The sequence below is a fragment of the Paenibacillus sp. MER TA 81-3 genome (assembly GCF_023713585.1).
In the GTDB taxonomy this organism is placed as follows: Bacteria; Bacillota; Bacilli; order Paenibacillales; family Paenibacillaceae; genus Paenibacillus_B; species Paenibacillus_B profundus.
Genome location: NZ_JAMAWB010000004.1, coordinates 49,034 through 73,342, shown reverse-complemented (window position 1 = coordinate 73,342; position 24,309 = coordinate 49,034). Strand labels below are relative to the sequence as shown.

Here is a 24,309-nt window from a genome sequence, read left to right as displayed (position 1 = left end):
TTGATTCCCCCTCACACCCAAGCAGTCGGGCTTCCTGCTATAAAATATGAGTGAGGAAGAAGAATGGTATAGTTATAACACTATGGGCTTCCAGCCTATTTCGTCTGCTCCTCCAGCCAAGCTTGAAACATCAACACATCCCATAAATCGTACTGCCGATTTCGCTTGCCCTCCAAATGCTCCTTCCACCGCTGACGAATCGGCGCCGGATTCAAATATCCTTGCTGCTTTAACCTCGACTCGCTCAGCAAGTGCTCCGCCCATTCGCGCAGCGGTCCGCGCAGCCATGAACCGATGGGCACACTGAAGCCCATCTTCGGCCGATTCATGATGGTTTCCGGCACGTATTGATTCAATACCTGCCGCAACAGCCATTTCCCCTGACCGCCTTTGATTTTGTAGTTAACGGGCAGCTGCCAAGCGAACTCTACAATCCGGTGATCAAGAAAAGGAATGCGTGATTCCAGACTGACGGCCATTCCCGCACGATCGACCTTGACCAAAATATCATCCGGCAAATAACTGATCATATCCAAATACATCATTTCATTGGAGAAGTCGGAAAAGACATGATTCGGCACCGCTTCAAACACCGTATTCAGGGCACTGCTTCCGATGACGATGGAATGATCCTTCCAATGCGAAATCATGTACCGGTAAAATTGGCGGGAATTCAAGTTGCTGTCTTTCATCAGTTCCGCCAGACGGTACATTTTGTCCCCCGCCGTGCCTGGCGTGGTAGCCCGTTTTTTGAGCGGAGACCACCAACGCGACAATTGATTCCATGTGGATACCGGAATCGAGTGAATGATTTTGGAAGCGCCGACGCGGCCGAACGCCGGCACTTTGTTTAATTTGCTCCATATATCCTGCGTGATGAAATATCGCTTATATCCCCCGAACAGTTCATCCCCTCCATCTCCGGACAAGCTGACCGTCACATGCTTGCGAGCGAGCTCAGAGACCAGATAGGTCGGAATTTGGGAAGAATCGGAAAAAGGCTCATCGTATAGTTGCGGCAATTTGGGGATGACATCCAGAGCTTCTTGCGGCGTAACATACAGCTCCGTATGATCCGTGCCAAGATGACGGGCTACTTCCTTCGCATGCACCGCCTCATTGTATCCTTCCTCATGGAAGCCTATCGTAAAGGTTTTTACCTTTTGCGAGCTTTGCGCCTGCATGATGGACACGATGGTCGAGGAATCGAGCCCTCCCGACAAAAAAGCGCCGATCGGCACATCCGAAACCATTTGCCCCCGGATCGACTGGCGCAGCAGCGCATCCAGCTGCTTCACCGCCTCTTGCTCACTCATCCCCCTTGTGTTCCCTTGACCGTTCTGAACCGCTTGTTCCACCGTCCAATACGACTGTATTTCATGCGCTCCGGACTGCGTATCGTAAGTCAATATCGTCCCTGGCAGCAGCTTATAGCAATTTTGAAAGATCGTATACGGGGCGGGAATGTAACAATGCTGCAAATATAAGCCAATGGCATCCCGGTCGACTTGCTTCACGAATTGGGGATGCGCCTGCAGTGCTTTTAATTCCGAACCGAACAGAAACTCATTCTGTTGTCCAATAGCATAATAGAGCGGCTTTTCCCCCATCCGATCCCGGACAAGATGCAATTTCTTATCCTTCCGATCGTACAGTGCAAATCCGAACATGCCGATAAACCGATGCACAGCACGGTACACCCCTAACTGTTCAATAGCTGCCAGCATCGTTTCTGTATCGGAATGTCCGCGCAATTGGGAATACAGTTCGGGCGCGCTTGATTGAAGCCAAGTCTGGATCTCCTTGTAGTTGTATATCTCGCCATTAAACACGATGACATAGCGGCCGCTGGGAGAGAGCATCGGTTGTCGTCCGTGTTCGGACAAATCGATAATGGACAGTCTGCGGTGGCCGAGTCCGATGGTTCCATCTTCCCCCCACCATCCGCACGCATCCGGTCCGCGATGGACGATTCGGTCCGTCATATCTTTAATCGTTGCTTCCATCTTAGCCATAGTCAGTGGTGCATTCCGAGCGACAACTCCGACAATTCCACACATTCGATATAACTCCCCTTTAAGTGCGTGTTCAACCTCATTAATGAATGAAGTTCATCTTCCAGCCGTTCTTGGCTGCTGTTCTGTACCGGTTTATATTCGTAAACATGAGCACAAGTCCTAGTCCGATCAAGTACGTAAAGGCGGATTGATAGGCCATCTGCGGATCGCTGTACATGATGCGAAACGCGAAATACAGTATCCAATGAACCCGGTAAATGACAATAAACCAGTTTTTGTTTGCCGAAAATATCCGTTCCATAAAAATAAGCAAACCGCCAAAAGCGAATCCGAGAATAGCGACACCCGCAATCCCCAGATTGAAGTAACCGAAGGAGACGAAATCGACAGGCGTCGTACCTTTTGTTTGGAACATCCACGTATTCAGCTCGGACACCGTCTCCGGGAGATTCAGCGGGATGAGCCGGGACGGCACCAGATGGAGCACGCCAAGCGGAATGTCCACGAAGAACCGATACATGTTCTCATACGGAAACGTCTGAATGGCATTCGCTAACGTCACATATGGGAATGAGAACTCCAGCAACACTTTAGAAATAATGTTGCCCGCTTCCGATCCGATGTTGGACATCTGGTTCCCGACGCCTTCGGGATAAATAAAATAATTAAAAATTTGTTTTCCGAACAAGACGATAAGGACGAAAAAAAAACCAAACCCGAAAATGAGTTTGATATTCCATGCTTTATTTCTGACGACGTTGACCAGCGGGAACGTAATTAAATAGGAGACCATCTCCATTCTTCCTGCTTTATGAAACAGCAGCACCATCGACAAGCCGAAGGTCAGCACGAAACATAAACGTGACCACGAGCGAATGCTGGAACGCTCTGCTTCCTTCGTAAGCGCAAAAAAACATAAGGAGGCTACCATAATGAACGTCGATAAGTTTTTGAAAAACAACCATTTCGATTCAATAAAATCGGTGCCGGAACGAAGCAAGATCGCATACTCGAACAATTTGGACCATCCGCCGATGGAGGACGTATAAATGACAAAGCTTATTAAGCCGATACAGGCGATCACAGCGGAAGCGGCAAACATACGGCTCTCTGGAAATAGTTCCTTCTTATCGGGTCGTTCCCGCTGCATGTCGTCAGCCTGGCCCTTGCGTAATCGCGAACATGCGGAATATCCGGCCACGATGAACAGATACCCGATCAGACTGCACAATGATGCGTAGAAGTATGAGGTTGAAGAGAAGGAGTTCATAAGAATCCAACTCCAGCTATCCAACTCTTCAGGAAGTAAAAAAGCGCAATAGATCGGGATGACACTGAAGCACATAAAATAAATGCCGCTGACGGCAAACAAAAAGTCAAACGGGCCATTTCTTTTTTTTCGAACATGTTCAGTGACCAGGATGACCCCTCCGAGCAGTATCGCAACAGGTACGGCCAGCCACCCCATTCTTGTTTTCCTCCCCTCAAATGGCAACAAATAAATCCGTATACTGGTCCACAATTCGTTCAATATCAAATTTTTCTGCATGGGTTCTTAGCTTCATGAAGTCAGAAGGATCAGGGGAAGTCAATTTGGCATAAATGCCGTCAGCCATTTGCTCGGCATCTCCGATCGGCACCACTTTCCCGTACGTTCCTTCTTCCAGCACGTCCGGAACACCTGCACAATTGGTAGAGACGATCGGAAGACCGAGCCCCATTGCTTCCAGCAAGACGTTCGGCAAGCCTTCATATTTGGAAGATAAAATAAACAAATCAGATTGTCTCATATACATATACGGATTCTCAACAAAGCCCGCAAAATCGATATGCTCCCTAATGTTAAGCTGCTGTGCCAGCGCATTAAGCCTCTCATATTGACTGCCGGTACCTAAAATAATCATCCGGCAATCCATGCGCTGATGAACGATTGCGAATGAATGGAGCAATGTGATGTGGTCTTTTTGCTCTTCCAAACGTCCCACATTTAAGATGACCGGCATTTTTTTATCCGATAACCACCTATGATTGACCTGTTCCTGCGCATTTTTCCGAATTTCATGCAGTACGACCGGATTGTGAATAATCGTAACTTGTTGCGATTTGATCTGTTCATTAGACTGCAAAATATCGTTCTTCATATCATTCGACAGGGCGATAATCTGATCGGCCCTAGGATAATACCATTTGTATAATAGCCGGTGCAGCTTGCCGCGGCGCTTCAACTCCTGGCTGGGCATATTGGCCTCGCGTACGATGATTTTCGGGTTCCCCTTCAAGAACGGCTTAATCGCCAACAACGCGATGTTCAAATGCATTAACGTAGACATGATGACATCCGGCTGAATACGATTGATTTCATTGACGAGTTTGATCACGCTGTAACGCACTTGGGAAATGCCTAAATCGGTAACTGCTATATCCTCCGGCAAGTGGGATACAAATGGCCCGTGCAAAGACAGCGTCATAAAGCACGGGCTAATTCGATCCCGATCGATATGCTTCAATAAATTGACAACGACTCGCTCTGCACCGCCGCCATGCAAATTGGGAGTAATAAAAAGCACTTTTTTCTTCATATCCAGCTCCTTTTGGTCATGCCATCACATGGGAAATCAAGTAGCGATATTTCCCTGAAGCTTGCGGAGATATAGCCTCAACGTGCTCATATGTAATATCGCAGCCTTCACCAAGCACAGCCTTGAATTGATCGTCAATCATTTGGATTTCAGCTTCATATCCGCTTAAGCCGACTTCGGGATGTTTCAGCACAACGAAAACTTTCACTCGTTCAACCGTTTCTTGTATGATTTGATATTGTTTGACCCAATCTTGGTAGAAGAAGAGCTGACTGAAATAGGTCCCTTGAATTTTTGTTCCGTTCGCGTTAATAAATGTGTCGCTTATTCTGCCGGTAACTTCTTTGAGCAGTTTGAACGGCCTTCCGCAGGTGCAGCTCTCATCAGACCAGACGCCCAGATCACCGATACGATATCGTATTAGCGGCATGGAAAAGTTGCATAAAGGCGTAACGACAATCTCCCCGACTTCATGCGGTGCGGCTGGCGTCCCATCCTCCCGCAGCACTTCTACATAATGGGTTAGTCCAGATACATGCAATCCCTTATGCTGCTCACACTCACAGGCAATATCACCCACTTCGCGCGATCCGTACCGGTTAAATACTTTGGTCTGGAAGACGTCTTCAATCGTTTGCCGCATATGCGGAAACAATACGCCAGCCGTCGTCATAATCGAATGAGGATGATGGATTGAGACTTGATGATGTTCGATATATTGAGCCAGCTCATATATACTTTCCACATAGGCCAGTATTTGCTTCGGTTTGTATTCATTAATGCTATGGACCGCCATTTTCACCCGTTCTTTATCCATGCGATACGCATTAATCCATCGTTCATTACGCATCCATCTTCCAACATAAGTTCGCATCGTTTCTTTGCCTATGAGCAGGTCGCGCATCGATCCCCATAAGCGTATTTGCCGGTCTCCCGGCACCCGACCCGTCCACTGGTCATAGAGTAATTTCAATGACAGCATCCAAGACATCGTATCCTCGTCTTGAATGAACCGGATCGGCTCTCCCGTTGATCCCCCGGAAGTTTCTTCGAACCATTTCCGCTCCTGTATATCTTCCGATATCAATTGCCCGTAATGTTCTCGTATGATCTCTTTCGTCAGCAGCGGAATTTGCATAAAACGGGGCCAATCGATGACATTGTGATGAATAAGTTCGTTCACACCGATGTTGTCGCGATAGAAGGGAACGTGCTTGCAAGCATGCTTAAGCAATGCGCTCATCTTCGCATGCACATGTTGCTCGTATTCCTCAGGCGCGAGCCATTGTTGTTGATGCAGCGTTTTATATTTGCCAAACACATCTTTTTGTCTATACATCCGAATTCGAGTCAACCCTTTTTTCAGCGGATTCAACACCATCAACTTCTTCTCTTCCTTTCTCTGCAAGTAAGCTGCGTTTACGCGAGACGATCAGCATAGACGCAACCAAACCCATATTCATCACAACTCCCACCAAGCTATATAGCGCGATACTCAGCAGCGGGCTGCTATATACAAATCCGCTGAATAAGGCCGCCACTCGAAGTAGAAGCGAGATAATCTCATACACTAGCAAATGCTTCTGCAAATTATAGAGCTGGCCGGTTACAAAGGCAGGCGGCATGAAGAAATTGACAAACCACCAGCAAACCATCCACCGGGCATATTCGCCTGCTTCGTACCACGTTCCTCCGAGCGCGAATGCGAATAATTGCGGCCCGAACACTACAACAATGAGCACAGGGATAATACCGGCGCCAATTAGCGCCAAGGTCGTCTTCTTCAATAAACCAAATAGGGGCATTCCTTGATTTTGCATATCTGATGCCTGTTGAAAATAAACGTTGCGAACCGATTCGCTTATGACATGAATGGGAAGCTGCAGCATGCGAAGAGATAATCCGTACAGCCCAACGACAGCCGGTCCGAAGAACACGGCCAGCAAGAAGGGGGTCATGTTTTGAGCCACCGAATTCAATATCGTCTGCGGCATGTTATACAACGGATACTGTTTAAATTTACGGGCTTGCTCCTTCATCGTCGCCACGTGCGTTTCTTGAATGAACTTTGCTTTGTCCTCTTTCCATACTTGGAAGAACAGCACTCCCGTAGCGATCATTTGACCTACGAACTGCCCGAGAACAAGCCCAATCGCCCCCCACCCGGTCACACCGCCCGTCATTTGCATGCCCGTAACACCCGTGGAACGAAAGATTTGCGATATGGACTGTCTTTTATATTTTTTGTTCCGGGTGCACCAATAGCTTAAGCATTGATAGCCTCCGATAGAAAATACGGTAAGCGGCAGCCATACCGTCCACACTACATCCATGCGGGGGACGTCAAACCAATTGCCGATATACGGTCCGATAATAACCATTAGAAGACCAGTGCACAATGTTGTGAGCAGCAGTGCAATCATCGACACATTTACGAGATTCACGCTTTCTTTTTCCCGCTCAGGCACGACAATAGACATTTCATACTTCCAACACGCTGTCACGGAGAACAAGCTGACAAATGCCGTATATATTGAAAAAACTCCGAATTGTTCCGGCGTATAGAGTCTGCTTAGCAATGGGGCCGCTGCAATCGTAATCCCCTGTGACAGCGCGGTTCCCGACATTAGAACGGCTGCATTTTTGAAAAGCTTGCTTTTAGGGAGCGCCAATATGGACAAATTTCAACACCTACAATCTAATGTATTTGCATCGATCCGAAGAATGCTTGTAAAACAAAGTACGGAGTTAAATCGCTTTAACTTCATACCTTGCCTGACAAGCCCTCATCATGCAGACTGGGGCATCAAACCCCTCCTCACGCCACACCCTCGACGACGAACGTCTAAGGCCCCAAGCTTACCCACAGCATGGCCGAGTGCCTACAATGATATAGGTGTAGTAGGCATTACCTTACGAAAGTTTACGAAAGTTTACGAAAGTCCCTTAGTGGTGACCCTTTTGAGCACGACTAATAGTAGTCATACCATTCCGATTTATATTTCTCCTGACCGTTTAGAACAGTGCCCAGCAGATTCGCTTTTACGATTTCGAATTGCTGCTTCACCTTTTTTATCGCTTGCACTTTCGTCTTGCCGGCCAAGACGACCAGCACGACTCCGTCACATTTATTTGCTATAATTTTGGAATCAACTACGGGCAATACCGGCGGGCAATCGACCAGCACAACATCGAACCTTGACTTCAATTGCTGCAGACATTCATTCATTGGCTGACCAGAGAGCAACTCAGCCGGGTTATCGGGAATTGCGCCGGCCGGGAGGGCCCATAAATGCTCAATTTCCGTTTCCCGCAGCACTTGATCCAGAGCGGTCGTGTCATTTAGAAGCGAGGATAGTCCCAAGCTTTTACCTACATTGAATACTTGATGGACAGAAGGCCGCCGCAAATCCGCATCCACAATGACGGTCCGCTTCCCTCCCATTGCAAACGAGATCGCCAAATTAATTACGGTTGTCGTCTTGCCTTCTCCTTGGTTCGCCGACGTGACAGCAACGCTCTTCATGCGTCCTTCATTCAGCAACTGGGTTATATTTGTCCTTAATTGGCGATAATGCTCGGAAACGTAAGAGTGAGGATAGTCTCTAGTAATGAATGCCGGTTTACGCATTTGTCGAAGCATTAGTAGCCTCACCTGCCTTTGTGTATGAGATCGAAGTCTGACGATGTTTGGCTGACTTGTAGGATTTGCGGTTTATTTTAGGAATGACGGCCAAGGTCGGCAAAGACAGCAGCTGCTGCAGCTCCTCTTCCACGCGAATGGAATCATCGAAGTACTCTCGTACGAAGATCGTCCCGATGCTTATCATGAACGAAAGTATAAAGGCTACCAACGCATTTAGGATGATGTTCGGTTTCACCGGTCCCGGCTCAAGCGCAGGGTCTGCCGGATTTAATATTGTTACATTGTCCACTTGCATCAAGTCGGGTATTTTTTTCATGAATTGTTCCGCAATGCCGTTTGCGATTTTACTGGCAAGCTCATAAGAAGGGGCTATGGCGCTAATGGTCATCACTTGAGTCTTATTCGTAGAGCTTACCGTGACACTGTCGCGCAATGCTTTGCTGTTCATATTAAGCTCGGAGTATTTCGCAAGAACGTCTTTAATCATCCAGTCGGTTTTAATCAATTCCTTATATGTGGAAATCAATTGCATATTAGCTTCCAAATCATTCAGATTGAGTGTGCTTTCCCCTTCGACGATTCTCGTTTTGTTTACAATCAGTTTCGTAGACGCTTCATAGACCGGTGTCACCAGAGCCATACTGTAATACAATGTTCCGCCGGTGCAAATCAATGTAAAAAGTAAAATGAGCCACAACTTCTTCCTCAGCATGCGCAGCATCGTTTTCAAGTCCCATTCCTTCATTGCCTTACTGTCCTCCTTATTGAAAAAAACGTATCGCCTTCTTCGGACTGGCCGCCCGAAACGGAAGCACCTGCTCGCCATGCAGTACCCGACGGGCATTTTCTTTCATCGTATCGACATAAAAAAGTCCGCCGAATTCTTGCAGCGCCGCATAACCTTCGCGCAGGAAGAAGCCTCGTTTCAGTACGCTGTGGGCATCAGAAGCAAGAAAATGCGCCCAATGCTTTTTACATAGCAGCACTGCTGATTTTTGTGCTTTTGTTCCGAATCCACCCAATAAGGATTGCGCGTTCACTTGGAACAGAACACCTTGCTCAATCCAGTCATACACCTGTTCTGGATGTTTCATAATGGCTGCATTTCGTTCAGGATGGGCAACAATGATTTGTAGTTGATATTGATTCATATAAGTGAGGAACTTGGAGAAATAGACCGGGATTTCTTGCGCTGGCCATTCGACAAGCACGTATGGCCCATCAGCTAACGGTTGAATGGAACCACACTGGTAATCTTCAGCGAAGTTGCCATTCAGCCGATATTCTTGTCCGGGAAAGACACGCAACTCAATAAGGCGTTTCTTCAGCAGCTCACTAAACGCCCCTACTTGTTGCTTAATATGGTCGGAGGCATTACGATAGCGTCTCGTAGCATGATGGGGAGTCGCTATAATCGTATGAATTCCGCTTCGAACAGCTGCTTGAGCCATGCGAAGCGCCTCTTCTTCATGGGCCGGTCCGTCATCCATTCCAGGCAGCAGATGACAATGAATATCGATCATAATTTACACTCCGTCTGGGCAGGCGCTTCGCGCCGAATCGGCATCATCTGTATAATGGTTTTCTTTGACGAGTATGATTGAACTACAAAATTTTTATGTGGTAAAATAGACTGGAATTTGGATTTCATATGCTCTGGTCCAGGTGCTGTTTGCTAGTATGCAAATAATAGAGAGACATTGACTTGTACAGCTCGTGAATTTTTAGCTGGTCTGGACACAGTGTCGTGAGGTACATGTTTAATAGGGAGATGAGCGCCCGACGTTCTGATGCTGTTAAACGTAAAGAGATGCCATAGCAAAATTGGCTTTCGTCCGCGTCCCTCCATACAACATAACCATTCAGCTTCATTTCAACCTGCTTGATCATCAATTGGAAACCGAGCAAATAATGGGAGGACGACGGGAGTTCCAAGTGCGTTAGCATGCGCAGACCGCCCGGACTAAGTTCAGTGATGAGGACAGGCTTGGATCGACTGTGTACAGACACACCGTTTACTTGCTCGATGGACATCCTTGCGATGATGGTCTCACTCATATGAAGCCGTACATAGTTTCTTTGTTCTTTAGGCTCACTATGCTCCATAACTACATCCTCTTCTTGATATAAAAGTGATGTTACTACTCATTGCAGCATGGCATAATGATACTTGATGTTACATCATCATTCCTTTAGATACATTATGTATCGAATCACCTCTTTACTTTACGATACGATTTGTAACATGTCAATCCTTTTCTCAGGTTTGTTTTGTTCATTCGATACGTTTTGTTTCACAATGATTGGATTTGGATTGAAAAGGGAGGTTTATTTCAAATGAGCACCGGAATCCGTATCGCGGAGCTGCGCGAAGGAAAAGGATGGACTCAAGAAGAGTTGGCTGAATTGCTGGGGATTACGCGGGCTGCGTTATCTCATTACGAGAAGGATCGCCGCAAACCTGACTTTGAAACGTTGACTAAACTAGCGGATCACTTTGGGGTTTCCATCGATTATTTAGTCGGGCGTCTGTCCAGTCCGAATGCGCAGGCAACGCAAGAGGTACTTATGTTTGCAGATGGGCTTGAACTATCGGATGAGGAGCTGCTCAAAAAGTTCCGGCTTACTGTGGACGGTCGTGAATTAACGGAGGAAGAAGCGCGCCGATTCATTGCTTTCGTGCGGGCGGAACGGTCCATGAGGCTTTAGGTCTGCGCATCAACGAAAAACTAGCCTAAGCATTTAACGCCCGCCACTCCCAATAGGGGTAGCTAGGGGCATAATTTATATTTTTACGCGCTGCAAGCATAAAGATCCCCCCCGATGTCTCGTTAGATCGGGGGGATCCAATGGCTTGATGACAGTGGTATTGTCATTCTTGCACCTGCCGGAATGAACCGGATGGCCGAAATATTACGGCGCATAATCGCCGTTGTAGCTGACGAGCATCACGTCCCGGACGCCGACCACACCCGACAACTCATTCACGAAGGCGATATTGTCATCGCGCTGTCGGGTTTCGACCGTCATTTCGGTCATTTGCTTGTGCACCGTCTTCGATTTAAGCACATACTTCAACTTGCGCAAGCGCGAGAGCGCCTCGTCCTGAGCCGGTTCCTCATACCAGTAGATGAACATGCCGATGAGGAACGAAGCGACCATCCCTCAAACATGTTCACCCACGCAATTTTATTGAATGCCTCCATCTGCAGCACGCTTTTTTTTGAAAAAAGCCTTAAAAGTAAAGACTTGATCCATCGAATTAACCCTTCCTCCGTTGGCATAATAGTGCGTGTTCAAAAAGTAGACTTTTCAGCACCGAGAAGGTTGCGTGAACCCGGCTTTATGAACAACTTCTAGTAAGAATATACTTTGCGGCTCTCCTTGCAGATGGCATATTTGGAATATCGTCGAACGGTTCTGTGAGGACATTTGCAGCAGATGATAGACAGTTCGTCCACCGAGTTCTGGTCCAGCAGCAACAACGATTTAATCCGTTCATAAATTCATGATAAATAAATAAACATGCACTCCCTGGATTGTGGCGGAGTGCATGTTTATGTTCTCGTTTTTAAATATTTCATATAGACGCCTTGCCTAACTCATGAAACCGTTTTTGATTGCCGCCTGTGGGAGACTTTCTGATGATGACTTCCCCTGTCCGTTCACTAATCTCCACATCCAACGTATCACCGCACTCCGCATCCAGCTTGTCCAACATCTCCTTAGTAAAAATGACACCGAAGCTGTTCCCGATTCGCATGAGCTTACGCTTCAATTCATTGCACTCCTTTCGTTTTCCCGCGGCGCAGGCATTGATTTTTTCACTTCAATATTCATTCATGAATTTGTACATAATGAACTCACGCTGCTACAGTGCGCGTCTCCGTTCAGGCGCCATCGATAGCTTTTCAGGAGAATTTCGGGCCATGGCCGGAGAATAGACGGCATATCCATTGCCGAGCATTTTCGCCTCATACATCGCCATATCGGCATGTGTAAGCAATGTCTCCGCATCCAGGCCGTCATGGGGGAAAATCGCGATGCCTATGCTCGTCGTTAGACGGAACTGGTATTGAGCAATCATAAAATCTTCTTCGAACAACTGCAGCACTTCCTGCGCCGTATTCTGAGCATCTTCCAAGCGCCTGATGTTCGGAAGCAGAATAATGAACTCATCCCCGCCCATTCTCATCATCATCTCCGCAGGCAAAAAGGTCCGCATTCGAGCAGCTACTTCCTGCAGCAGATAGTCGCCCTTACTGTGTCCGAGCGTATCATTGACCTGCTTGAAGCGATCCAAGTCCAAGTAAAGAACGGCCATCATCTGCTTATCCTTCTTCGCTTTTGCGATTAGCTGGGCCACATGCTCTTTGTAGTGCCTGCGGTTCGGCAGGCCCGTCAAGTCGTCGTGATAAGCCAAGTAATTGTAGCGTCCCTCCGCCTCGACTCTTTCCGTAATATCCCGGAATTGCCCGAACGCCCCGGTTCTGTTGCCGTGCTCGTCCAAAATGGGAAGCGCATCGAACAGGCACACCTGTCTTGCCCCCGTTGCGGTGTGACAGACGACTACCTCAATATCCTCGCAGGTCTTGCCGGTGCGAATGACCTCATCGATATAAGGCCCCATTGGCTTTATATCGAATATCGGCTGCTGTATAAGAGCGTTCCGGGATAGCCCTGTCAATTGTTCCGCGTATGAATTGAATTCAGTAATGCGACCGTGCCGATCCGTAATGATGATGCCATTGCGCGTCGTATCCATCATAATATGGTTCAAAATATTCAACTTGCGGTTCTGGCTCCGCAAGAGCAGCTCGCGTTCAATCGAGTCAGCTACAGTATTGAGCACCGCCATGAAATAGGGATGTGCATACTCCATGGACGTCATAATCGACACAGTGCCGAGCAGGTTGTCCTCATCCGAGGTGCCAAAGGGGACGGAATAGCATACTTTGTCGTGAAAACAATGGTGAAAATGCTGTTCTCCTGCAAGCTGCACCGGCTTGCCATATGTTAAGGCAAGAGTAATGCCATTCGTTCCACATGCTTCTTCAGTAAACCGCACTCCCGCAACGATGCCGAGCTGAGCTACTGTCTGCTTCATCGTCCCGTCTCCTGCCATTTCGAGAATGCAGCCGTTCTCATCCGAGATCACGATTACAATTGGAGTTCCGGCGAGCTGCGTAAGCAATTTCTCCGTGAAAAAGCGAACGACGGTTAACATTTCGTCATAAAAAATCCGTTTGCATACGAACTCCGACTGCCCCATCACGGAATTGAACTGCGGAATCGATGCCGGATTGAGCCCCGAATCCTGTACCTTCCTTCTCCATTTCTCGATCCTCTGCATCATAGATGTGCCGGAATCGCTCTGACTGTCACATAATCCCACTATGGTTCCCTCCAGCTTCCATCATTCTAATCATGCCGTTCTGAGTATTGTCTGAACGAACCGGAATGCGCATCGATATTTCCGTCCCCTGATCCGGTTCGCTGCGGATGCAGAGCCCACGACCGTACCAATACGTAAGGCGCTTATGGGTGTTAACTAGGCCGATTCCCCCGCGGGTACGGGCTTCTAGAACCGCTTCAATCACTTCCCGGCGCATGCCTACGCCGTTGTCGGCTACCGTAATAATCGCCTCTTCGCTTGTCAGTCTGACAGCGATTGCTACGGTACCTCCTTCTCTCCGCTTCATAATGCCATGACGTATCGCATTCTCCACAATTGGCTGCAGTGTCAGCGGGGGAAGCTCGAATTGCAGTCCGTCTGCCACATCCAGTTCCACCGAGAGGCGGTCGGAGAACCGGACCTGTTCAATGTATAGGTAAGATTGAACTAACGCCCATTCTTTGGCGAACGGGATGAATCTGTCACGGTTATGCGCACGGAAGCTAGCCCGTAAATAATTTCCGAACTGAATCAGCAGCACCTGAGCCTGATCTGGTGCCTCCGAGTTCAATGAAGCTATCGAGTTGAGCGTGTTATATATGAAGTGGGGATTCATCTGAGCTTGCCAGAGCGCCATTTCGAGGTGAACATGCTCCTCTGCTGCCTGCTTCAAGCTAAGCAGCGTCCGAATACGCATTCTCAATTCACTGCCGTCCATCGGCTTCAAGACATAATCGTTGGCTCCCGCTTCGAATCCAGCCAGCGCATCGCCTGCTTGATTGCGTGCGGTCAGCATGATGATGGGTAGATCAAACAGATTCGAGTGTTCTCGCAAGCGGCGGCATATATCATATCCCGAAATCGTGGGCAGCAAGACATCGAGGAGAACGAGATCGTAATTCCACGCAGCCCCCCCGTCCAATGCTGCGAGTACCTCTTCCCCTTTTCCCATGACGGTGATGTTATACTTCTCATGCATCAGCGTATGCAAAATGACGCGGATGTTAACCGGATCATCCTCCACGACGAGAATACGGGCGCCTCCGCCGTAATCCACCTTCATCGGCAGCATCCATTCAGCGGCGACAGCATTGCCATTTCCCGCCATGTCAAAAGGCTGCTCGATTGCTAGGTCTTTCATTTTCTCTCCTCCGCCATCGTATAAGTGAAGGCTGAGCCACATTTCATGTCAAGGGAGATCGTTCAGCAAAGGCCCTGTCCTGCACCGTTAGAATCATATTTATTAAAATGGGACTGATTTAGACTGCTAGCCGCGCTATTGATCAGATTGGAGTTGTTGTCCAAGGAAATAATCGAAAGAGGCGACTGCGACAGAAGGCTATAATAGTAGAAGCAGGATACAGCCGAGAGATATGTGTTTTCCATTTCGCGTCCCCCTTGCAGACTTCTGGTGTACATACCAAGCGGGTTGTGGAAATATAGCTTACTGCCGTATCACCGACATGGTAACATATAGAATACCAATTCCAAATGCACAAAATCTGAACAGCAACGAATCGAGGAGCTGAGGTGATGTTACAACGAAGATCCAAATCAAGTTAAATTAAAAAAGCTAACGCCGGTTGTATACCGACGTCAGCTTACAGGCTAGAGCTCTTTCCATGTCCGCAAAATAGGAGCTTGACCACGGTATTACACCTTGTGCTCAAGGGCGCTTCTCTTCCAATGGGCACTCCAGCGCTCGAACCAAGCTTGGTACGCCGCTTTCGGCTGCATTCCAAATTCACTCATCGTCATATCACATAGTGTGGCGTACATTTCTTCTACCGCATTGCGATCGCCCAGTTCGGCATATAACCGCATCAGCATGTAATACCCCGATTCAATATGAGGATAGACGTTCACCTGTCTGTGATATACTTCCAAGGCCGCCGGAAAATCGTTGTCCGCAACCAGGTAGTCCGCGATTTGGGTAACCAAATGCAACCACAAAGAACGAAGCCGCTGACGTTCTCCCTCCGTCCACCTATAATCACAATCCGCCAAATAGTCTCCGCTATACCGCTGCAGCAGTTCACGGTATTTGTTGACCGAGTGCTTGGACACCGGGGGTAGGCTTTGCACTTCATGCTCCCACTGTACGCAATCGATATCCGCTTGGTGAATCATAAGCATATAGCTTTCCTCGCAGCTTACGATTTTCAGTTGCTCCTTGTAGGGCTCCAGCGCCTTGCGCACCTGATAAATGGTCGTATATAGCTGCGTATACCCTTTTTTTGCATCCACATCGGGCCACAGCAGCTCAATGAGCGAATCCTTCCGTACCGACTTTCCCCGCTTATGCAGCAAGTAAGTGAACAGCTCCTGGGCTTTCGCCGTCCGCCAGCGTAAATGCTGGTGAGACGCCGATCCGATATCGATGTGCAGATTTTGAAAGCAGCGGATCATGCGGATAAAAGGACCATCCCCTGGACCTGTCGTTACGGCTGCACGTTCCGCCAATCGTTCTATAGTAACGTTCAGCCTCTTGGCTTCCACCGGTTTTAATACATAGTCGATCGCGTTCAATTCGAATGCTTTCACTGCATAATCGTCATAGGCCGTAATAAAGACGATCTGAGCCGACGGAAGTATGGATTGCACCTGTTCTGCCAAATCGATCCCACTCATCTCCGGCATGTCGATGTCCATAAATACGACGTCTGGCATCAAAGCAGGAATGTCCTGCAAGGCCATTTGCGGATCCTGATAGGTACCTTCCACAACTATTTTCCCCTTAGCCGACAACAGTTTTTTTAAATGAACGAGCGCCAAACGCTCGTCATCGACCAAAATCGTTCTCATTGCCTTCCCTCCGCGTGTTGAATTCGAAGTGTTACCTCCGTACCGCACCCAGGCTCTCTGGCGATGTCGATTTCATTTCCGTCATGTTCATTACATCTACAGGCACACTTCTCGCACGACTGAATGTTGCCCAGCTCCCGTCCCGCATTGAATAATTAGTACGCTTAAATTTTCGGGGGCTATTGTATTTCATAGGAATTCCTGTAGTCCCTCTCTCCCATTCCAATGGCATTCAGTTGTGCCTAGTTTCACTTAATTCAAGAAGATATCCATTATATGAAAATTGTGGTTGTTTTATAGTATATACGCGGAATATACCACAATTGTTCCGTTCGAGGAATGTATTGTAAACGGCAAACACTCAAGCTTGATATAGCCCAAGGAGCTTTTGCAAACGTGCAATGATTCCGTCTGGATCATAAATATCCCCCGTCGAACAGTCGTCCGTACGGAGGATGTGTTGTTGTGTTCGCCCGCTTTATCTTATCGTATGTACATTCACCATACGTCTTATATCCTCTGGGCATCGCTCTAACTGGATATCTAACTGCTGCAGAACGTAAATGATATCTAATGATATTTTGTCACAATTCGTATTCGCATGGATGAATTCCATCGTATGAATCGCTTCTGTTTGCCCACTCTCTATCATAATCCCGTACCTCACTTCGTTCAGATTGTCCGCAGATATCGTTAGAGCTCGTCATCATTATTTTGCGACATCATTATTATAGCCCAGTCAAGTCAGGTATACTGTCGGATGCTGAAACGAAGTGCGCCTATTTTTTCTTCTATTTTTGTCGAATATCATATTACTGTTATGAATATGTGTCAAATGAATGGTTTTTCGTGTTTCGTTGTTTTTGTTCTTTCGTTTGCACCCATGCATGAAGGACGAAGAACATCACCGCGATGGCGGCAATCCAAGTCGAGATGACGGCTACCCCATTCAACCCGCTCCGATCATACATGATCCCTAGCACATACGGGCCAATCATGCGGCCGACGGAGGTGATTCCGCCAGCGACCCCCATGTAGAACGGCGCCTCCCGTCCGGCACGAGCGGCAAGAAATGCAGGAACCGCTGGAGATACCAGCATTTCCCCAAGTGTAGCCAGCACCATGCCGAGCACAAATCCACCATATACCGGCACGAACCATATAACTAGATAGGCTAGTCCATAAAATACGGCGCTCCATGTCAACTGTGCCGTTAATGGCTTCGCGATCGTGCGTTTTAACCACGATATAATAGGCTGCGCCATGAAGATAAGCACGCCGTTCAACGTCCACAGTAAGCTATACATGGAAAAGCTCATATTGTGATCGGCGATATGCGGAGCAACACCTGTTCCCCAGAGGGAATTCGCAAGCCAGACAAACATGGCTCCGAGCGACATGAACAAATATAGCCGGTACGCCGCCAGCTTCTGCCATATGCTTCGTTCAGGCAGCACTCCGCTGTCGGGCAATTGCAGATCCGGCGCCGCAGCTTGCTTCCTGGCTTGTTCCGTCCCCGCTTGTGCTTGAGCAGACGGATGAGTTCCCGCCCGCCCCTCCTCTTGCATGCCGCGCAGGAAGCGGTGAAAGAAAATGGCGAAGCCAGCCGAGGTCACACCGTTCAACACGAAGGTGAGATTGAAGGAAATATCGGCTAGCACGCCGCTCATCGCAGTTCCAAGCGCAACACCGATGTTGTTCGCCACATAAATAACGTTAAAGAGCTCTTCCCTTCGATCGGCCCAGCGAAATCCGATAAAGGATTGAATGGCTGGCATCGACATGGAGTTGGTCAAGCCCAACACGGTCATCGTCGTCACATACAGCCACCAATCGGCATGTGCGGTAATGACGAGCGTGCATTGCAGAACGGACGACGCTGCCAAGGCTCCAATCAGAAGCCGACGCACACCAATGCGATAGTATAGTCCTCCACCTAACAGTTGCCCGATGACCCCGCCCAGCATCTGCATGAAGATGACAAATCCGGCGTCTGCCAGCGAGCGGTTCAATTGTGTATGCACAAACAAGGTAGTGAGCGGCCACATGAGCGCGCCGCCTGTTGAATTGATCATGCTGGCCCATATAAAGACGTTCATTTCCCGTGTATAATTGCGAAACATCCCTAAAGGCGAATGCCTCATTCTATCACCAACTGTCTCTCCCAAAGTCAAGGTCCTATTAAAAAAGCCTTAGTCTGAGCTCGGAAATTCCGAGCTGCAGACTAAGGCTATCGTATCATAAATCAGTTTCCGCCGACACGTGATAGATCTCGCATATTTGCTTCGAAAGCAGTCAACAAGGCTGCCTCGCCAGTCATTCCTTTCGCTTCCACCTTCGCGATCTGCTCCATCATCCGTTTATAATCTTTCGGAATGACTCTGACCAGTTGCCGTCTTGTCGTCTCCCAGTCGCGAAGCAGACGCACGCCGAGCGTACTGTCCGTATAGTGGACATGCTGTTCGATCATCTTCTTCACCAGCAGGGCTTCCTCTTCAGCCTCCACATGCTCCAGCAGCACCATCTCCAGATTGCAGCGGTCTACAAAGGAATTATCGCTGTCGAGCACATAGGCTATACCGCCAGACATCCCTGCAGCGAAGTTGCGGCCGGTCGTACCGAGCACGACGACACTTCCCCCGGTCATATATTCACAGCCGTGATCGCCGACCCCTTCCACGACGACATGGACACCGGAATTGCGGACGGCGAAGCGTTCGCCGGCAATACCGCGGATGTATGCTTCTCCGCTGGTTGCGCCATAGAAGGCCGTGTTCCCGATAATAATGTTATCTTCCGGCACGAATGTCGCTTGCGATGACGGCTTGACGATGATCTTGCCGCCCGAGAGGCCTTTGCCGACATAGTCGTTGCAGTCGCCCTCTACCGCCAGCGTCATGCCGCGCGGCACGAAGGCGCCGAAGCTCTGTCCGGCCGAGCCGACGAACGTGTAACGGATCGTATCCTCCGGCAAGCCGGCCGCTCCATAACGGCGCGTCACTTCACTGCCGACAATCGTGCCCGTCGCGCGGTTCACGTTGCAGATGGCAAACGTGCCTGCGATCGGCTCCTGACGCGCAAGCGCGGGCTCGGCTAATGGAAGCAGCTCCTTCATGTCGAGCGTCTCCTCCAAGCCATGATTCTGCGCGCGCACCCGAATGCGCGCAGATCCTTCCGGCAGCTCCGGCTGATGCAAGAGAGACGACAGATCGAGGTGCTTCGCCTTCCAATGGTCGACGGCTTCCTTCACATTCAGACATTCGGAGCGGCCAATCATCTCGTCGAGCGTGCGGAATCCGAGCTCAGCCATCAGCTCACGCAGCTCTTCCGCAATGAAGCGCATGAAGTGAACGACGTGCTGCGGGTCGCCCGCGAAGTTTCTACGCAGCTCCGGATTCTGCGTCGCCACCCCGACCGGACATGTATCAAGCTGACAGACTCGCATCATGACACAGCCGATGACGACGAGCGGCGCGGTCGAGAAGCCATATTCCTCCGCTCCGAGCAGGGCGGCAATCGCCAGGTCGCGGCCAGTCATCATCTTGCCGTCCGTCTCCAGTACGATGCGGTCGCGCAAGTTGTTCAGAATGAGCGTCTGATGCGTCTCCGCTAGTCCAAGCTCCCACGGCAGTCCCGCGTGGCGGATTGATCCTTGCGGCGACGCCCCAGTGCCTCCATCGTATCCGCTGACCAGGATGACGTCGGCGCGTCCTTTCGCCACCCCTGCAGCAATTGTGCCGACGCCGACCTCGGACACGAGCTTGACGTTGATGCGCGCGCGCGGATTCGCATTTTTCAGATCATATATCAATTCCGCCAAATCTTCGATCGAATAAATGTCATGATGCGGCGGCGGCGAGATGAGCCCGACACCTGGGGTTGAACCGCGCACTTCCGCGACCCAAGGATACACTTTGCGTCCCGGCAGCTGTCCGCCTTCGCCCGGCTTCGCGCCTTGCGCCATCTTAATCTGGATTTCCTCCGCATTGACCAAATAATTCGACGTCACACCGAAGCGTCCCGACGCCACCTGCTTGATGGCACTCCGTCTCCAATCGCCGTTCGCATCCTTCACGAAGCGTGCCGGATCTTCTCCGCCTTCGCCCGAGTTCGATTTCCCGCCAAGGCGGTTCATCGCTATAGCTAGGCTCTCGTGCGCCTCCTTCGAGATGGAGCCGAACGACATCGCGCCGGTCTTGAACCGCTTCACGATCGACTCGACCGATTCCACTTCCTCGATGGAAACGGACGGTCCGGCAGGCTTCAATTCAAACAGGGAACGGAGCGTCCGGTTCTGGCTATACTCGCCTTGCACCAAGGCGGAATACTTCTTATATAACTTGTAATCGTTCGTGCGGCATGCCTGCTGGAGCGTATGAATCGTCTGCGGGTTGAAGAGGTGCTCCTCCCCGCCCTTGCGCCATTGATATGCTCCGCCGGAATCGAGCTCTGGATCACGCCCCGCTTGCTGCGCAAACGCCCGAAAATGCTGGATCAGCGCTTCCTTCGCAATCTCTTCCAAGCCGATCCCGCCGATACGCGACGGTGTCCACGTGAAGTAGGCATCAATGAAGTCCTGCTTCAAGCCGACGGCTTCGAAGATTTGCGCGCCGCGGTACGATTGCACGGTGGAGATGCCCATTTTGGACAATATCTTCACCACGCCTTTCGTGGCCGCCTTGATGTAATTCTTTACCGCCTTCTCATGCGTAATGCCGCCCAGCAAGCCTTGACGAATCATATCGTCCAGCGTCTCAAACGCCAAGTACGGGTTCACGACGCTGATGCCGTAGCCGAGCAGCAGCGCATAATGGTGCACTTCACGCGGTTCCCCGGATTCGAGAAGCAGGCTGACCTTCGTGCGTGTGCCTTGGCGAATCAGGTGGTGATGCAGGCATGATACCGCAAGCAATGCCGGTATCGCCGCATTGTCCTCGTCCACACCACGGTCGGACAAAATAATAATGTTATGTCCTTTGCCGATGACCCTGTCTGCGGCTTCGCACATCGTCTGCAGCGCCGCACGCATGCCTTCCGCTCCTTCCTTTGCCAGGAACAGAATCGGAATCGTGATGGACTTGAAGCCTGGGCGCCGGATATGGCGCAGCTTCGCGAACTCTTCATTCGACAGCACTGGGGTCGCAAGCTTAATATGACGGCAGCTCTCCGGCTCTGGCAGAAGCAAATTGCGTTCCGGCCCGATTGTCGTTCCCGTCGCCGTCACGATTTCTTCGCGAATGGCATCGATCGGCGGATTCGTAACTTGAGCGAACAATTGCTTGAAATAGTTGTACAGACGCTGCGGCCGGTCGGACAAGATAGCGAGCGGCGCATCATATCCCATCGAACCGAGCGGCTCTACTCCGCTTATTGCCATCGGCTCCAAAATCTTGCGCAGCTCTTCGAACGTATAGCCGAACGCTTGCTGTTGCTGCTGCACGTTCTCGTGCTTCGGCTCCGGTGTCTCTGGCGCATCAGGTAAATCGGTCAAGTCAATCAGATGCTCATCCAACCACTCCCGATAGGGATTCTCGGCTGCAATCTGTGCTTTCACTTCCTCATCCGAAATGATGCGTCCTTGCTCCGTGTCGACAACCAGCATCCTCCCAGGACGGAGACGATCTTTATACAGCACATGCTCTGGTGGAATATCCAATACCCCGGCTTCGGAGCTCAATATAATCAAATCATCCTTCGTCACGTAATAGCGCGAAGGACGCAGACCGTTGCGATCCAACGTCGCGCAAATCTGCACGCCGTCCGTAAACGCCAGCGCCGCCGGACCGTCCCACGGCTCCATCAAGCAGCTATGATATTCATAAAATGCCTTCTTCGTCTCATCCATGCTGTCGTGATTCGACCATGGCTCCGGCACCATCATCATGGCGACGTGCGGCAGCGGCCGACCTGCCAAATAGAGAAATTCGAAGGTATTGTCGAACATCGCTGTATCTGAACCGTCGTGGTCGATGACTGGCTTAATCTTCGCCATATCCTCGCCAAAGATGCCGGATTGGAACAACGTCTGACGCGCATGCATCCAGTTGACATTGCCGCGCAGTGTATTGATTTCTCCGTTATGAATCATATAGCGGTAAGGGTGAGCCCGCTCCCAGCTTGGAAACGTGTTCGTGCTAAAGCGCGAATGGACAAGCGCAATTGCCGTATCCAGATTCTCGTCTTGCAAATCCAAGTAAAATCGGCCGACCTGCTCTGTCGTCAGCATGCCCTTGTACACAATCTTCCGGCACGACATGCTCGGAACATAGAACGAATCTGCTCCGTCTTCCTGCGTGTAACGAATTTCTTTTTCCGCCAGCTTGCGGATCATATACAGCTTGCGTTCGAACGCCAGCTCATCTTGAAGATCGGCGCTGCGGCCGATAAATAGCTGGCGGACACAAGGCTTTACCGCCTTCGCGGACTGGCCGAGCCCTTCTTCATTCGTCGGCACCGTGCGGAAGCCGATGAACGTCTGGCCTTCTGCTTCGACAATGCGGCGGAGCACCGTCTCATGACGTTCGCGGATGCGTTCGTCCTGAGACATGAACAGCATCCCGACGCCATATTCGCCGGATGGAGGAAGCTCGATATGCTGCGCCTTCATTTCTTTCGCGAAGAAGCGATGCGGAATCTGCAGCATAATGCCTGCACCGTCCCCGGTATTTGGTTCACTGCCTTGTCCGCCGCGGTGCTCCATGCTGACAAGCACGCTTAGCGCCTGACGAACGATATCATGAGACTTACGTCCTTTGATATGTGCGACGAAACCCATTCCGCATGCATCTTTTTCATACTGCGGATCATATAGACCTTGTTTTGGAGGTAAGCCGTTTTGTTTCATGGAATGCAACCTTTCTATATAAATTGAACTTTCTTAGTATCGATATTCACGCACTTGGAATGAATTTATAATTATTCATTTGTATTGTTTTATCATTTTAACACCGTGCTTATATCATGGCAATTTAATATTTTTATGCATATGATAATTTTAATTATTGGATATGTTTAGCTAGTGTAAAGAGCTTATCCAGCTTCTCAATCCGTGTATACTGAACGATTATCGTTTATAAATAATGATTCTTTTTTTGCACTTTTATACATATAGAGCAGGTCGATCAAGAATAGAACGAAAAGTATGTTCGCGCATATATGTATTTTTATTCGTTATTTTGTATGAAAGAGTATGGTTCAAGATTGAGCGGAAAGTTTTCATAACCTAAGGTTCCGTTCGTGCAGTGGCGCGTTCAGACTGAAGGGGATTCGCTTCATCTGCCCCTTTGCTTCATTCTCCCCTTTCATCAGGAGGCGGTGCGTTCAATGACCACCAAGAGTGGTACTCCTAATCTCCTTCAGGAGCGGTGCGCCCAATGACCACCAGGAGCGATACGCTCAATCTCCATCAGGAGCGATACGCTCAATCTCCATCAAAGAGCGGTAGGCCCAATCTCCTTCAGGAGCGGTACGCTCAATGACAACTTTGGATGCTGACGAGATTACTGCCATCATGATCGGCCTCTTCATGGCAGGGTGTCTATACGAAACGGCATGTACCTATCCTGACGTTATCCTTCCTGTTGTATAACAGAACATATTATCCTCGACTTATCCTTCCTGACTGCATGGCAGAGCATGTACCTCATCCTCAACGTTATCTTTTCTGACTATATGGGAGAATGACTATAAGGACCATGGAACGGGAAGCCTCACATCATAGTCTTTGGCTAAGAACATAAATTTTTATTTTCAGCTTGTGTTTTGATTCTACGATAGAAACCCGTTTGCAGGGGAAGGGGGCAGGCCGCTGTTCTGAATAGAGGGGAGAGTGAGACAAAGGATCGAACGGGCATACTTTCTCCGGAA

The 24,309-nt window shown here is 49.5% G+C and carries 18 protein-coding genes; 1 reads left to right on the top strand and 17 read right to left on the bottom strand.

Translation table 11 applies throughout. The features are described 5' to 3' along the window. Positions 1-95: 95 nt before the first annotated feature. The 9 genes from asnB to M3650_RS06425 all read right to left on the bottom strand — a co-directional run bounded on the left by asnB (position 96) and on the right by M3650_RS06425 (position 10,349). Positions 96-2,060, bottom strand: coding sequence for an asparagine synthase (glutamine-hydrolyzing) (gene asnB, locus M3650_RS06465; protein ID WP_251573408.1), 1,965 nt, complete (start codon positions 2,058-2,060; stop codon positions 96-98). 37 nt (positions 2,061-2,097) lie between these two features. Then, positions 2,098-3,486: a hypothetical protein gene (locus M3650_RS06460; RefSeq protein ID WP_251573406.1), complete on the bottom strand. Its 1,389-nt coding sequence runs from the start codon at positions 3,484-3,486 to the stop codon at positions 2,098-2,100. A 16-nt stretch (positions 3,487-3,502) separates the two neighbouring features. After that, positions 3,503-4,597 (bottom strand): glycosyltransferase, encoded by a 1,095-nt coding sequence (locus M3650_RS06455; RefSeq protein ID WP_251573404.1) that lies wholly within the window; start codon positions 4,595-4,597, stop codon positions 3,503-3,505. 16 nt (positions 4,598-4,613) lie between these two features. Next, on the bottom strand, positions 4,614-5,936 hold the full coding sequence (locus M3650_RS06450; RefSeq protein ID WP_251573402.1) for a phenylacetate--CoA ligase family protein: 1,323 nt from the start codon (positions 5,934-5,936) through the stop codon (positions 4,614-4,616). Further along, positions 5,929-7,269, bottom strand: a complete 1,341-nt coding sequence (locus M3650_RS06445) for a lipopolysaccharide biosynthesis protein (protein WP_285848356.1) — start codon at positions 7,267-7,269, stop codon at positions 5,929-5,931. The genes M3650_RS06450 and M3650_RS06445 overlap by 8 nt, the downstream gene beginning before the upstream one ends. A 299-nt stretch (positions 7,270-7,568) precedes the next feature. After that, positions 7,569-8,240 (bottom strand): CpsD/CapB family tyrosine-protein kinase, encoded by a 672-nt coding sequence (locus M3650_RS06440; protein ID WP_251573398.1) that lies wholly within the window; start codon positions 8,238-8,240, stop codon positions 7,569-7,571. Then, positions 8,221-8,988 carry a YveK family protein gene (locus M3650_RS06435; protein WP_019422653.1) on the bottom strand — a complete coding sequence of 256 codons (768 nt, stop codon included), beginning with the start codon at positions 8,986-8,988 and terminating at the stop codon, positions 8,221-8,223. The genes M3650_RS06440 and M3650_RS06435 overlap by 20 nt, the downstream gene beginning before the upstream one ends. A gap of 16 nt (positions 8,989-9,004) precedes the next feature. Beyond that, positions 9,005-9,766: a tyrosine-protein phosphatase gene (locus M3650_RS06430; RefSeq protein ID WP_251573396.1), complete on the bottom strand. Its 762-nt coding sequence runs from the start codon at positions 9,764-9,766 to the stop codon at positions 9,005-9,007. A 124-nt stretch (positions 9,767-9,890) separates the two neighbouring features. Next, positions 9,891-10,349 (bottom strand): PilZ domain-containing protein, encoded by a 459-nt coding sequence (locus tag M3650_RS06425; protein WP_251573394.1) that lies wholly within the window; start codon positions 10,347-10,349, stop codon positions 9,891-9,893. A gap of 231 nt (positions 10,350-10,580) precedes the next feature. Between M3650_RS06425 and M3650_RS06420 the strand changes: the two genes are divergently transcribed. Next, positions 10,581-10,952 carry a helix-turn-helix domain-containing protein gene (locus tag M3650_RS06420; protein WP_251573392.1) on the top strand — a complete coding sequence of 124 codons (372 nt, stop codon included), beginning with the start codon at positions 10,581-10,583 and terminating at the stop codon, positions 10,950-10,952. A gap of 204 nt (positions 10,953-11,156) precedes the next feature. Here M3650_RS06420 and M3650_RS06415 read toward each other — a convergent pair whose 3' ends face one another. The 8 genes from M3650_RS06415 to gltB all read right to left on the bottom strand — a co-directional run bounded on the left by M3650_RS06415 (position 11,157) and on the right by gltB (position 23,287). Next, positions 11,157-11,405, bottom strand: a complete 249-nt coding sequence (locus tag M3650_RS06415) for a hypothetical protein (RefSeq protein ID WP_251573390.1) — start codon at positions 11,403-11,405, stop codon at positions 11,157-11,159. Between the two features lie 418 nt (positions 11,406-11,823). Continuing rightward, positions 11,824-12,021, bottom strand: coding sequence for an AbrB/MazE/SpoVT family DNA-binding domain-containing protein (locus M3650_RS06410; RefSeq protein ID WP_019422660.1), 198 nt, complete (start codon positions 12,019-12,021; stop codon positions 11,824-11,826). Positions 12,022-12,114: 93 nt separating this feature from the next. Next, positions 12,115-13,638, bottom strand: a complete 1,524-nt coding sequence (locus M3650_RS32240; protein WP_251573387.1) for a diguanylate cyclase domain-containing protein — start codon at positions 13,636-13,638, stop codon at positions 12,115-12,117. Then, the gene (locus M3650_RS06400; protein WP_251573385.1) at positions 13,625-14,779 is read right to left on the bottom strand and encodes a response regulator; all 1,155 of its coding nucleotides are present in this window, start codon (positions 14,777-14,779) and stop codon (positions 13,625-13,627) included. Before M3650_RS06400 ends, M3650_RS32240 begins: the two co-directional genes overlap by 14 nt. 512 nt (positions 14,780-15,291) lie before the next feature. After that, positions 15,292-16,443 carry a response regulator gene (locus M3650_RS06395; protein WP_251573382.1) on the bottom strand — a complete coding sequence of 384 codons (1,152 nt, stop codon included), beginning with the start codon at positions 16,441-16,443 and terminating at the stop codon, positions 15,292-15,294. Between the two features lie 478 nt (positions 16,444-16,921). Further along, complete coding sequence (locus M3650_RS06390; RefSeq protein WP_251573380.1) at positions 16,922-17,095, bottom strand: hypothetical protein; 174 nt, start codon at positions 17,093-17,095, stop codon at positions 16,922-16,924. Positions 17,096-17,261: 166 nt separating this feature from the next. Beyond that, positions 17,262-18,566, bottom strand: a complete 1,305-nt coding sequence (locus M3650_RS06385) for an MFS transporter (protein ID WP_251573378.1) — start codon at positions 18,564-18,566, stop codon at positions 17,262-17,264. 122 nt (positions 18,567-18,688) lie between these two features. Next, entirely contained in the window at positions 18,689-23,287 is a 4,599-nt protein-coding gene (gene gltB / locus M3650_RS06380; protein ID WP_251573376.1) for a glutamate synthase large subunit, read from the bottom strand. Positions 23,288-24,309 lie beyond the last annotated feature (1,022 nt).